The 12,476-nt window shown below is 73.5% G+C and carries 10 protein-coding genes and 2 tRNA genes; 9 read left to right on the top strand and 3 right to left on the bottom strand.

Annotated elements, in window-relative coordinates; genetic code table 11:
• The first annotated feature begins 185 nt into the window (after nt 1-185).
• The gene (locus tag ACPYOM_RS08795) at nt 186-659 is read left to right on the top strand and encodes a VOC family protein (protein ID WP_481345657.1); all 474 of its coding nucleotides are present in this window, start codon (nt 186-188) and stop codon (nt 657-659) included.
• On the opposite strand, the gene ACPYOM_RS08790 is transcribed toward ACPYOM_RS08795, so the two are convergent.
• A complete protein-coding gene (locus ACPYOM_RS08790) occupies nt 554-1,501 on the bottom strand; it encodes a 3-methyladenine DNA glycosylase (protein WP_481345656.1) in 948 nt (315 codons plus the stop codon). The two genes, ACPYOM_RS08795 and ACPYOM_RS08790, sit on opposite strands and share 106 nt — an antisense overlap.
• A gap of 112 nt (nt 1,502-1,613) precedes the next feature.
• Here ACPYOM_RS08790 and ACPYOM_RS08785 point away from each other — a divergent pair, with 112 nt between their 5' ends.
• The 8 genes from ACPYOM_RS08785 (at nt 1,614) to ACPYOM_RS08750 (ending at nt 8,992) form a co-directional block, all read left to right on the top strand.
• The gene (locus tag ACPYOM_RS08785; protein ID WP_481345654.1) at nt 1,614-3,080 is read left to right on the top strand and encodes a hypothetical protein; all 1,467 of its coding nucleotides are present in this window, start codon (nt 1,614-1,616) and stop codon (nt 3,078-3,080) included.
• Nucleotides 3,081-3,119: 39 nt separating this feature from the next.
• Nucleotides 3,120-4,655 (top strand): phospholipase D family protein, encoded by a 1,536-nt coding sequence (locus ACPYOM_RS08780; RefSeq protein ID WP_481345653.1) that lies wholly within the window; start codon nt 3,120-3,122, stop codon nt 4,653-4,655.
• A gap of 82 nt (nt 4,656-4,737) precedes the next feature.
• Nucleotides 4,738-5,517: a fumarylacetoacetate hydrolase family protein gene (locus ACPYOM_RS08775; RefSeq protein WP_481342644.1), complete on the top strand. Its 780-nt coding sequence runs from the start codon at nt 4,738-4,740 to the stop codon at nt 5,515-5,517.
• Nucleotides 5,518-5,605: 88 nt separating this feature from the next.
• Nucleotides 5,606-7,246, top strand: a complete 1,641-nt coding sequence (gltX, locus tag ACPYOM_RS08770) for a glutamate--tRNA ligase (protein ID WP_481345652.1) — start codon at nt 5,606-5,608, stop codon at nt 7,244-7,246.
• Between the two features lie 7 nt (nt 7,247-7,253).
• Nucleotides 7,254-7,907: a GNAT family N-acetyltransferase gene (locus ACPYOM_RS08765; RefSeq protein WP_481345651.1), complete on the top strand. Its 654-nt coding sequence runs from the start codon at nt 7,254-7,256 to the stop codon at nt 7,905-7,907.
• On the top strand, nt 7,904-8,698 hold the full coding sequence (locus ACPYOM_RS08760) for an HAD family hydrolase (protein ID WP_481345650.1): 795 nt from the start codon (nt 7,904-7,906) through the stop codon (nt 8,696-8,698). Before ACPYOM_RS08765 ends, ACPYOM_RS08760 begins: the two co-directional genes overlap by 4 nt.
• Before the next feature lie 60 nt (nt 8,699-8,758).
• Nucleotides 8,759-8,830: transfer RNA gene (locus ACPYOM_RS08755), tRNA-Gln, on the top strand.
• 89 nt (nt 8,831-8,919) lie between these two features.
• Nucleotides 8,920-8,992, top strand: a tRNA-Glu gene (locus ACPYOM_RS08750).
• Nucleotides 8,993-9,075: 83 nt separating this feature from the next.
• On the opposite strand, the gene ACPYOM_RS08745 is transcribed toward ACPYOM_RS08750, so the two are convergent.
• Both ACPYOM_RS08745 and fgd read right to left on the bottom strand, forming a co-directional pair.
• Complete coding sequence (locus tag ACPYOM_RS08745) at nt 9,076-11,304, bottom strand: bifunctional lysylphosphatidylglycerol flippase/synthetase MprF (protein ID WP_481345649.1); 2,229 nt, start codon at nt 11,302-11,304, stop codon at nt 9,076-9,078.
• A 94-nt stretch (nt 11,305-11,398) separates the two neighbouring features.
• Nucleotides 11,399-12,406 carry a glucose-6-phosphate dehydrogenase (coenzyme-F420) gene (gene fgd, locus ACPYOM_RS08740; RefSeq protein ID WP_481345648.1) on the bottom strand — a complete coding sequence of 336 codons (1,008 nt, stop codon included), beginning with the start codon at nt 12,404-12,406 and terminating at the stop codon, nt 11,399-11,401.
• Between the last annotated feature and the right edge of the window lie 70 nt (nt 12,407-12,476).

Raw genomic sequence — 12,476 nt, 5'->3', positions numbered from 1 at the left:
CACTCTCTCCGTCGTCGGCAGCGTCAGATGTGTATAAGAGACAGGCCCAGGCCCCGTCCGGCACCAACCCCCTGTCGGGAGAGCGTCGTCGGCGCGCGTGCCTGAACCTTCGCCGACACTCTTCAGAGCAACGACGGGCCCGCCTGATACGCCGGCGGGTCGGGAGTCGGGTTCACACTGGGGGAATGGCCCTACGGACGCGCTCCCACTGGTTCGGCGTCGTCCTCGACGCCCCCGACGCGTCGGGGCTGGCGCACTTCTACCAGCGACTGCTCGGGTGGACCCTCTTCACGGACACGCCGGGCTGGGCGACGCTCGCGCCGTCGGCGGACCGGGGGTACAACCTGTCCTTCCAGCAGGAGCCGAACTACGTCCGGCCGGTGTGGCCCAGCGAGCCGGGCCGACCGCTCATGATGCTGCACCTCGATCTCGAGGTCGACGACCTCGACGAGGCCGTCGCGTACGCCGTCGAGGTCGGCGCACAGCTCGCGGAGCACCAGCCGCAGGAGGACGTCCGGGTCATGCTCGACCCGGCCGGGCACCCGTTCTGTCTCTACGTCGACGACGGCGAGGGTGCCGACGGCTCGGAGGGCATCGAGGGCACCGAAGGCTCGGAGGGCTCGGAGGGCTCGGAGGGCTCGGAGGGTCGGAGGACCTGATCGAGGGCCGCGACGAGGCGGCCGCGCAGCGCCTGCCCGCGCCCGGCGAAACCACGCTGCTCCGCGACGTACCGCGCCCTGCCCTCGGCGGTCTCGATGGGCACGGGCTCGTAGCCGAGCTCGCGCAGGTCGTAGGGGGCGGCGCGCATGTCGAGCGAACGGATGTCCCGGGCCAGCTCGAAGCAGTCGGCGACGAGGTCGGCCGGCACGACGGGAACGAGCTTGTGGGCCCATTTGTAGAGGTCCATGCCGGCGTGCAGGCAGGCCGGCTGCTCGAGGTCGACCTGAGCGGCCCGCGTCGGTCGCAGGGCGTTGCGCGGCGCCGCGTCCGGGGTGAAGAAGCGGTAGGCGTCGAAGTGCGAGCAGGCCACCTGGTGCGCGTCGACGACGGCGTCGGTCCCCTCGCGTCCGAGCCGGAGCGGCCACGCCGAGTGGCGCACGTCCGAGGGGTCGAGCCGGTACACCATGGCCCACTCGTGCAGCCCGAAGCAGCCGAAGCGGCCGGGTCGTGCCGCGGTGCGCACGAGCAGCTCGCGCACGAACCGCACCGTGTCGCCGCGCCGTTCGAGGAAGGCCTCGACGTCGACCGACACGGTGGGGCCACCGAGGCGGTAGAAGCGCCAGTCCCTCTGCGGCGCAGGTCCGTCCAACGCGATCCCGGGACCGGGGTGCCAGCGCCGCAGCTGCGACGGCGTGAAGGAGTAGTACGTGAAGAGGAAGTCCTCCACCGGGTGGGGGCGGCCGTCGAGGCGCCGCGCGCGGTGACCCGCGGTCGCCGCGTCGACCCGGGCCTCGTGGGCCCGGGTCCGCTCGCGCCACTCGGGCTCGGTCATCACGTGCACGCGACGAGGGTAGGTGATCGGTGCGGTGGTCCGCCGCGCGCGAGCCGCGCCCGAGCGGCCCACGAGCGGCCCACGAGCGGTCCACGAGCTGCTCGGCGGGCAGGATGGGCCCATGGGACCCGACGTCGAGCTGCCCACGCACCTGCTGCACCGCCTCACGTCCTACTCGCCCGACCGGGAGTGGACGGAGGTGCCGCCCGACGACCGCCTCGTCCAGGACCTCGTGCCGAACGACCTCGCCCACCGCCCGCGCTGGTACAAGCACTACGACGACGACCTGACGCGGACGTTGCTGCCTCCGGACCTGCCCGCCACGACCGCCCCGGCGACCACGGTCCTCGCGGGCACGGCCCAGGTGCCCGTGGCCCGACTCGACCTCGCCGCCCTCGCCCGTCTGCTCTACCTGTCCTCGGGCGTCACTCGTCGCACGCGGCGGGACGGCGGGCTCCTGCTCTTCCGTGCCGCGGGCTCGGCGGGGGCCCGGTTCCCGCTCGAGCTCTACGTCGCGGTGCCGCGCGGTGGCGAGGCCGCCGCCGACGTGCCTGCCGGACTCCACTGGTACGACCCCGAGGCGCACGCGCTCGCCACGGTGGGGCCGCCGCCGACGGGTGAGGCCCCGACCCTGGTCGTCACCGGCATCCCGTGGCGCACCGGTTGGCGCTACCGTGAGCGCGGGTTCCGGCACGTGTACTGGGACGCCGGGACGATGCTTGCCCAACTGCTCGCGCTCGCCGACTCCGCGGGCGTCCCGGCCCGCCTCTTCACGACGTTCGCCGACGCCGAGGTGGCCGCCCTCGTCGGAGCCGACCGTGTGCACGAGCTGCCCGTGGCCCTCGTGGCGCTCGGCCCCGGTGCCCCTGCCGTGCACCCGACCGGTGACCCGATGCCGGGTCGGCACGACGCCGACGGCCTCGAGTTCCCCCTCGTCACGGCCGCGCAGCGAGCGGGGGAGCGGGACGCTCTCGGGGCCGAGCTCGGCAGGGGTGCCCCGGTCCACCTGACCACGCGCGCGCAGGCCGGCCCGAGCACCGATGCCGTCGTGGCGAGCAAGGGCTCGATCCGCCGGCTGCGCGCCGACCGCTCGCTGCCGCGCGACGTGCTCGTCGACGCCATGGCGGTGGCGCTCCGGGGTGTCGACCTGCCGCACTGGCTCGGGGTCAGCGCCGTCGACGGCGTGCCCTCGGGCATCGCACGGTGGCCGGACGTCGACCACCCAGTCCGGGCCCTGGACGAGGAGACCGTCCGGGCCGAGCTCTACGGGGTGGCCCTCGAGCAGGGGCTGGCCCACGACGCGTCGTTCGTCGCCATGAGCGGCGTCGACCTGGCGGACCTCGACGACCACGGCTACCGCGACGCCCAGCTGCTCGCAGGTCTCGCGGAGGGCAGGCTGCACCTCATGGCCTACGCCCTGGGCGCGGCCGCGTCGGGCATGACGTTCCGCGACTCCGACCTCGCGGCGCTGCTCGGTGCGGACGTCGCGGGGCTGCTCTGGACGTGCGTCGGCGTGCCCGAGTACCGCACCCGTGCCAGCGGACTGCCCGGCTCGCCGGCCGACGTCACCATCGTCTGGCCGCGCTGATCCACCGGCGGAGCCCGCCGTCGGCCTAGGCTCGCTCCCGTGGCCGTCGCCGACTGGTACCTCAGCGCCGAGGAGCGCGGCAACCCCTCGACCCTGCTCGACAGGCGCCGTCCGGGCGGGCTCGCCTGGAGCGAGGGCAACCTCGTCACACCTCTCATCCACGGGGCGGCGTACTTCGCGGCGCTCAGCGACCGCGTCTGCCGGATGCGAAGGGGTGACCTGCTGCTCTTCGTCGACTGGCGCGGCGACCCCGACGAGCGCCTGACGGGCGAGCCGGGGAGCGAGGTCGCCGCCGTCTTCGCCGACGCCGCCCGCAGGGGCGTCGACGTCCGCGGCCTCGTCTGGCGGTCCCACTGGGACCGGCTCGCCTTCTCCGCCGAGGAGAACCGTCACCTCGGCGAGGACATCAACGCGGCCGGTGGTGAGTGCTACCTCGACATGCGGGTCCGGCTCGGCGGCTCGCACCACCAGAAGTTCGTGGTGCTGCGGCACCCCGGCCGGCCCGAGTGGGACGTCGCGTTCCTCGGCGGCATCGACCTGTGCCACAGCCGGCGCGACGACGCGAGCCATGCCGGCGACCCGCAGCCCCAGACCATGGCGAAGGTCTACGGCCCCCGGCCGCCGTGGCACGACGTCCAGCTGGCGCTCACCGGTCCCGTCGTCGGTGACGTCGAGACCGTCTTCCGCGAGCGTTGGGAGGACCCCCAGGCGCTGAGCCGCTCGCCGATCCGCTGGGCCTTCGACGGACTGCGCGGTGACCGCCCGCGCCGCCGGCCGCTCCCACCGCAGGAACCGGACCCGGCGCCGACGGGGCCGCACCCGGTGCAGCTGCTGCGCACGTACGGCCACCGCCTGGGCGGCTACCCGTTCGCTCCACGCGGAGAGCGGAGCGTCGCGCGGGCCTACGCGAAGGCGTTCTCGCGGGCCCGGCACCTGATCTACCTCGAGGACCAGTACCTGTGGTCCGCGCAGGTGTGCGGCGTCCTCGTCGACGCCCTCAGGCGGGCGCCCGGTCTTCGCGTCGTCGTGGTCCTGCCGCACCAGCCGGACCAGGACGGCACCCTCGCCCACGCCCCGAACCTCGTGAGCCGGGCCAGGCTGCTCCAGACGCTGCACGCCGCCGCGCCGGGCCGCGTCGCCGCCTACGGGGTCGAGAACAGGCAGGGCACCCCGGTGTACGTCCACGCGAAGGTCTGCGTCGTCGACGACGAGTGGGTGGCGGTCGGTTCGGACAACCTCAACCGGCGGTCATGGACGCACGACTCCGAGCTGTCCGCCGCGGTCGTGCACCCGGAGCTGGCCCGGGCGCTGCGTCAGGAGCTCGCACGCGAGCACCTCGACACCGACACCGACCTGGCCCTCGAGAACCACTTCGCCGCCTACGCCGACAGCGCCCGAGCCCTCGCGTCCTGGCACCGCGACCCTGCCTCGGCCCCGCGGCCGGCGGGCCGGCTGCGTCCGGTCGACAGCCCGGCGCAGGGGCGGCTGACCCGGTTGTGGGCCGACCCCCTGTACCGCCTCGTCTACGACCCCGACGGCCGACCGCTCGACCTCAGGCTTCGGCGCACCTTCTGAGGCGACGACGGCCGGGACGACCGCGTCGGCTGCCGGACGACCGGGGGACTACCGCGGGCGGCCTCGTCGTAGGCTGAGGCGCGTGCGCATCGCGAGGTACACGACCGGGGACGACCCGGCCTACGGCATCGTCCAGGGCGACCCCGGGCAGGAGGTCCTCACCCCGCTCGCCGGTGACCCGCTCTACGTCGGGCTCCAGCCGAGCGGCCATGACCCGGTCATGCTCGCGGACGTGCGGCTGCTCGCGCCGGTCATCCCGCGGTCGAAGATCGTGGCGATCGGCAAGAACTACGCCGACCACGCCGCGGAGATGGGCGGCGAGGCGCCCGCGGAGCCGATGATGTTCTTCAAGCCGAACACGTCGGTCGTCGGACCGTTCGACCCCGTCGTCCTGCCGAGCGGCAGCAGCGAGGTCTCCTACGAGGGCGAGCTGGCCGTCGTCATCAAGACGATCACCAAGGGCGTCAAGGCGGAGAACGCCGCCGACTGCATCTACGGCTACACCATCGCCAACGACGTCACGGCCCGTGACTGGCAGCGCACCGACGGACAGTGGGCGCGCGCCAAGGGGTTCGACACCAGCTGTCCCCTCGGCCCGTGGGTCGAGACCGAGCTCGACCCGGCCGACCTGTCGATCGTCACGACGCTGGACGGCGACGTCAGGCAGGACGGCACGACGGCCGACATGGTCCACGGGATCGGCGCGATCATCGAGCACGCCTCGGCGGCGTTCACCCTGCTGCCCGGCGACGTCATCCTCACCGGCACGCCGGCGGGCGTCGGGCTGGTCGACGCCGGCCAGCAGGTGACCGTGCAGATCGAGGGCATCGGCTCGCTGACGAACACCTTCGTCCGGCGCTGACCGGGCGTCCACGGGGGAGCGGGGGCCGTCCGGGACGGCTCCGGCGGCGTCGGGGCCCCTGCGACGGGCCCACTAGGCTGACCCCACCATGAGCGACACGACCAGCACCCCCGACGCGTCCACCACCTCAGCCTCGTCGGCCACCCCCGCGACCTCCGTCCCCGCCGTGGAGGTGCGCCTCTCCACGGACCCGGCGCAGCAGCGCGTGTCGACCTCCGACGGCAGCGGACCGGTGCGCACCCGAGTTGCCCCGAGCCCGACCGGCGACCCGCACGTCGGCACGGCCTACATGTCGCTGTTCAACCTCGCGTTCACCCGCCAGCAGGGCGGCCAGTTCGTCCTGCGGGTCGAGGACACCGACCGGGTCCGGTTCCGCGAGAACTCCGAGGCCCAGCTGTACGACACCCTCGCCTGGCTCGGGCTGCACTGGGACGAGGGGCCCGACGTCGGCGGGCCGTTCGCGCCGTATCGCCAGAGCGAGCGCCTCGAGACCTACCGCCCCTACGTCGACAGGCTCGTCGAGGACGGGCACGCCTACTACTGCTGGTGCTCCAAGGAGCGGCTCGACCAGATGCGCGAGGTCCAGCAGAAGACCAAGCAGCCCACCGGCTACGACCGCCTCTGCGTGGGCAAGACGCGCGAGGAGCGCGCCGAGCTGCCCGGTTTCACCGAGACCCCGGTGGTGCGCATGCTCATCCCCGACGACGTCCCGCTCGTCTTCGACGACGTCATCCGTGGCAAGGTGTCGGCGCCCCGTCCCGACGACCAGGTCATCCTCAAGGCCGACGGCTTCCCGACCTACCACCTGGCCGTCGTCGTCGACGACCACGAGATGGGCATCACGCACGTCGTCCGCGGTGAGGAGTGGATCTCCTCGACGCCCAAGCACGTCCTGCTCTACCGGTGGCTCGGCCTCGAGCCGCCGGCCTTCGCGCACATGCCGCTGCTGCGCAACACGGACAAGTCGAAGATCTCCAAGCGCAAGAACCCCGCGGCGCGTCTCACGTGGTTCCGCGAGCAGGGCTACCTGCCCGAGGCGCTCGTGAACTTCCTTGCGCTGCTTGCCTACCCGCCGCAGCAGAACGCCGACGGCAACGACCTGGAGGTCTTCACCTTCGACGACTTCAGCCGGACCTTCGACTGGGCCAAGGTCAACCCCATCGGGCCCATCTTCGACCTCAAGAAGCTCGAGTGGCTCAACGGGGTCTACATCCGCCAGCTGGACACCGGTGACTTCGCCTCGCGGCTGCTGCCCTACCTCGTGGAGGCCGGCATCCTCGGCGAGACGCAGTCGCTCGGGGAGCTGGGCCGCCTCAAGGCCGTGGCCGCGCTGATCCAGCCGCGGATGGCGCTGCTCACCGAGGCGCCGGCCCTCGTCGCTCCCTTCTTCGTCGCGGACGACCAGCTCGAGGTCGCCGAGGACGCCCGGGCCCAGCTCAAGGACGACGCGCCCCAGGTGCTCGACGCCGCCCTGCGGGTGCTCGGTGACATCGACGACCACGGCCCCGGCGTCCTCGGGACCGGCAGCGCGTGGAGCGCCGCCGTGATCGAGGCCGCCCTGCGCGAGGCGATCGTGGACGGTCTCGGCATCAAGCCGCGGTTCGCCTTCGGCCCGCTGCGCACCGCGGTGTCGGGCCAGCGCATCTCGCCCCCGTTGTTCGAGTCGATGGAGATCCTCGGCAAGACCTCGACCCTGGGCCGCCTCCGGGCGCTGCGCGACGCGCTCTGAGGGCCCGGTGCTCGAGCGCATCTGGCCGCTGCACGGCATCCGTCTCGGCACGGCCGACCTCGACCTGCGGGTCATGACCGAGGCCGACCTGCCCGAGGTCTGCGCCGTCCTGCCGCCGGACCTCGAGCTCAACCCGCACGCGACCACGTACGCCGGCCTCGACCTGCCCGCCAACCGCCGGGCCGTCGTCGCCCAGGGGTACTGGCGTGCCTTCGGCATGTGGTCGCCGGACGACTGGGCGCTGCCCTTCGTCGTCCGCCGCGAGGACCGCATCATCGGCGGGCAGTGGCTGGAGGGGCCCGACTACCGGGCCGACCGCACCGTCGACTCCTCGTCGTGGCTCGTGCGCGAGGCCCGCGGCTGCGGCTTCGGGCGGCAGATGCGGGGCGCGGTCCTCGAGCTGGCCTTCACCTTCCTCGGCGCCCGGGCCGCGATCTCGTCGGCGGTCGTCGACAACGCGGCCTCGCTCGGCGTCTCCTACAGCCTCGGCTACCGCGACACCCACACCTCGGTGCTCGAGCACTCGGGGGAGCGGCTCCAGCACGTGCGCCTCGAGCGGGACACGTGGCGTCGCGGCGGTCACGGTGGCGAGGTCACCGTCGAGGGCATCGAGGCGGCCCTGCCGCTCTTCGGCCCGGTCTCGGGACTGGAGGAGGCGTGAACGGCTCCGACGCGAGCGCACCCCGCGACGACGACGGCGTCATCGAGCCAGTCGCCGCCGTCCTCGAGGGCGCCCGGGCACTCGTGCTCGACGTCGACGACACCATCGTCGACACCCGCGGGGCGATGGTCGTCGCCGGCACCCACGCCGCCCGGGCGCTCTGGCCGGGGCGCGACGGGGACCACGTCGCCATGGCCGAGCGGTACTACGCGGACCCGGAGCGCTGGTTCCCGCGGTACGCCTCCGGGGCGATCGCCTTCGAGGACATGCGCTCTGGTCGGCTCGCGGAGGTGGCACGCCCCTTCCGGGCCGACCTGGCCGACGACGCGCACGGTGTCTTCGAGGACGCGTACGCCCCGGCCTTCCGCGACGCCCAGCGGCTCTTTCCCGACGTGCCCGAGCTGCTGGCCGCCGCCGAGCAGGTCGGGCTCCCCGTGGCCCTGCTGACCAACTCTGCGTCGGCGCCCACGCGGGTCAAGCTCGAGGCCCTTCGGCTCGCGGCGCGGTTCGACGTCGTCGTCACCACCGACACGCTGGGGTTCGGCAAGCCCGACCCGCGCGTGTACCGGGAGGCGTGCCGTCTCGTCGGTGTCGAGCCGGAGGCCGCCGTGTGCATCGGTGACAGCCTCGCCTGGGACGTCATCGGCGCCCGCCGGGCGGGGCTGCGTGCGATGTGGCTCGACCGGGCCGCGGCCGGCACGTCCGAGGACGTCGTGTCGGTGCAGGGGCTCGACGTCGTCGCCCGGGCCCTGCGTGCGACCCGATTTGGGGGTTCGGTGGTCGACCGGTAACATTTCCACTCGGTTCACCACCGCAGAAGGCCGCAAGGCGCGCTCGGGAGTGAAACCCCTTGGGGTATGGTGTAATTGGCAACACTACGGATTCTGGTTCCGTCATTCTAGGTTCGAGTCCTGGTACCCCAGCTCCGGTTCTCTCCCGAGAGAGCCGATTCGGAGAAATCCTCGCCAACCGGTAAGGTTCTCTCCTGTGCCGAGCGATCGGCACCGCTCACGGCCCCGTTGTGTAGCGGCCTAGCACGCCGCCCTCTCAAGGCGGTAGCGCGGGTTCGAATCCCGTCGGGGCTACGTGATGCTCGAAGGAGCGACAGAGACCCCGGTCCACCAGGACCGGGGTCTCCTGCGTCCCGGCCCCGGGTCGGCCGCGCGGGTCAGTCGCGGCGGGCCCGGATGCCCGCCACCGCCAGCTGCCGCATCGAGGTCCCGGGCAGGTACGCCGAGGTCAGGGCCAGCCCGATGCGCGGCAGGGCGGCCTCGTCCCGGAAGACGAGATGGAGGGCCTGGCCCCGCGGCGAGAACTTCCGCTTGAAGCTCTCCAGGGAGCGGAACCCGTAGAGCGGCTCGAGGGCCTCGCCGAGCGCGCCGAGGAGCCGGTCGAGGGGTTCGGCCGCTGCGCCGGGACCTGCCGCGCCGGGATCTGCCGCGTCGGTGCCTGCAGCGCCGGTGTGCGCGAGCGGCGCCCCGGACAGCGACACCACCTCGAGGCCGGCCGCCTTGAACGACAGGCAGGCGCTGGCGACGAGGAACTCGGTCACGAGCCTGAACCCGTCCGGCAGGCGTCGCATGACATCGAGCGTCCGGCCGCGGACGACCCCGCCACCGGCGTGCACGGGCAGCCACGACGTGACCCCGTGCACCGTGCCCTCGGCATCGACCGCGAGCCCGACGAGGGCGTGCGGGTCCATCGCCTCGTCGATGCCGCCGAGCGTGAAACCCATCTCGGGCAGGCCCTTGTCGCCGACCCACAGCTCGGAGATCGCGCGCACCTGCGCGAGGACTCCGCGCGGCATGTCGGCGAGGCGCCCCTCCCGGTAGGTGATCCCCTCGCGCGCGGCGCGGTTGAGCGCGGTGCGCACGTCCTGCCAGCGCCGACCCGTGAACTGCAGGGCCGGCAGGTCGATGACGGCCTCCTCCGCGACGGTGAGGTGCCGGTAGCCGTGCGCCGCGCCCCAGGCCCGCACCTCGTCGGTGACCGAGAAGAAGCAGGCCTGTCGGCCGTGGGACTCCTGCTCGTCGACGAACGCGGCGAGGACCCGGGCGCGCGTCCCCGCATCGGCCGCGACGGGGTCACCGAGCGCCACGGCCACGCCGCGGTGCAGCTGGTGAGCCTGGTAGCCGATCACCCCCGGGTGCGCGGGGTCGGGTCGCGGCGCGGGCAGGAGGAACCAGGCGTTGTCCGGCCACGTGCCCATCCACGACATCGTCGTGCCGCCGTGGCGCTCGAGCAGCGCGATGGCGGTCTCGCGCCCGTCGCGGGCGCCCGTCCGGTCGGTGAGCCGGCCGCGTCGGCCGGGGGCCCGGAAGGCCGAGCGTCCGGCGAGGAGGACCCACAGCTGCAGCGACCACAGGAGCACGTCGACGACCACCTGGGGCACGGCCGACACCACCTCGTCACCCGGCCCGAGCCGGTCCGGTGCGAGCACCTCGACGACGAGCACGGCCAGGCCCGCGAGCAGCCCGAGTCCCGCCAGCAACGCCGCGAGGTGCCACACCTGTCGCGACCCCTGCCGCAGGCCGTCGGCCAGCAGGAGCGAGACCCCGGCACCGACGAGCACGCTGAGGACGTCGGCGTCGGTGGTGCTCGCCCCGAGCGGCCCATCGGAGGGCACGAGGTAGAGCAGGACCCGGACCGCGGCGGCCACGACGAACAGCGTCCAGGCCAGGACGCGCCACTCGTGTCGGGTGAGACGCACGTGGGGGCCCGCTGGGCGCCGACCGACGAGGCCGGGTCCGAGCAGCAGCCCCGTGCCGACCGCGAGCAGGTGCTCGAGATCCCACAGCAGCCCGATGTAGAGGAAGGACAGGACAGCGTAGAGGCACAGCAGGGCCCGCAGCCGACCGCGCCACGGTGGTCGCAGCGTCACCGACGCAGCGGCCACCGCGCCGAGCGCGCCCGCGCTGAACCCGGCGTCGAGTACGCCGCCGGTCGTCCGGGCCCACGTCCACGTCGTGTGCGTCAGCGGCCAGAGGACGACCGACGCGCCGACGACGCCCGCCAGGTGACCGGCCACCGCCGACACCGCCACGGACCGCGTCCCGAGCCTCGGCTCGGACCATCCGAGGAGCAGCAGGGCGCCGCCGGCGACGGGGAGGTACTGCGCGGGGACCAGGGCGAAGAACGCACCGGTCACGGGCGTCCACCACCGGCCCGCCTCGAGCGCCGGAAGACCGTACGCGACGCCCTCGAGCAGCGGCCGGTCCCGCAGCGGCGACCACAGCGTCCCCGTGGCGACGCCGAGCACGAGCATCAGGGCGACGACCGCGAGCGTGAACGGGACCCGGCGGGCCGGCGCGAGCAGGCGCACGCGTCCGCGGTCCTCGGTGTCCCCGGTGTCCCCCGTGTCCCCGGCGTCCCCGGCGACGCTCTGTGGCTCGGGCACGCGTCCTCCCCGTGTGCGGCCGGTCCGGCTCCCGCCGGGCCCTCAGCCCGGACCCTAGCCCCGGCCGCGGTGCCTGAGTGCAGGATCGCCGAGGTCAGGCGAGCTCGCGCAGCCCGGGAAGGACGTCGGCGGCGAACTGCTCGAGGAACCGGGCCTGGTCGTGACCGGGTGCGTGGAACACGACGTGGTCGAACCCCCAGTCGACGTACTGGCGTACCGCGTCGACGGCCTCGTGCGGGTCGCTCGTGACGATCCACCGCCTGGCGACCTGCTCGTCGCTCAACTCGTCCGCGAGGCGCTCCATCTCCACCGGGTCGTCGACGCCGTGCTTCTGCTCGGCCGTCAGCGACAGCGGCGCCCAGAACCGGACGTTGTGGAGCGCCCGGTCGGGGTCGCGGTCGTAGGAGAGCTTGATCTCGATCATCCGGTCGATGTCCTCGCGGGTGCGGCCGGACTTCTCCAGGCCCTCGTCGACGGCCGGCATCAGCTGGTCCTCGTAGAGCTCGCGGCCCTTGCCCGACGTGCAGATGAAGCCGTCGCCGGAGCGCCCGGCGTACCGGGCCACGAGCGGACCACCCGCCGCGACGTAGACCGGGATGGGCTCGTCCGGCCGGTCGTAGACGGTGGCTGCACGGGTCCGGTAGTAGTCACCCTCGAAGTCGACCCGCTCCTCGGTCCAGAGGCGTCGCATGAGCCGCACCGACTCGCGCAGCCGGGCGAAGCGCTCCTTGAACTCCGGCCACGGCGACCCGGCCGCCCCGACGGCCACCTCGTTGAGGGCCTCGCCGGTGCCGATGCCCAGGACGATGCGTCCCGGGTTGAGAGCGCCCAGCGTGCCGAAGGCCTGCGCGACGACGGCGGGGTTGTAGCGGAACGTCGGGGTCATCACCGACGTGCCGAGCGTGATGCGCTCGGTGCGCTCGCCGGCGGCCGCGAGCCACGACATCGCGAACGGGGCATGGCCCTCGTGGTGGCGCCACGGCTGGAAGTGGTCGGAGATGAACGCCGAGTCGAGCCCGAGCTGCTCGGCCAGGACGGCGAGCGTGACGAGGTCACGAGGCCCGAACTGCTCCGCGGACGCCTTCCAACCAACCTTGAGCACGGTGCCTCCTGCGACTCGGAACGGGTCGTGCCAGCCTACGTCGGCAGCCGCTCACGCCCGTCGGGGCGGG

The organism is Monashia sp. HAY1-2A (assembly GCF_056755315.1).
Note: the sequence above shows the minus strand (reverse complement) of the source record. Positions and strands in the feature narration are given on the sequence as shown.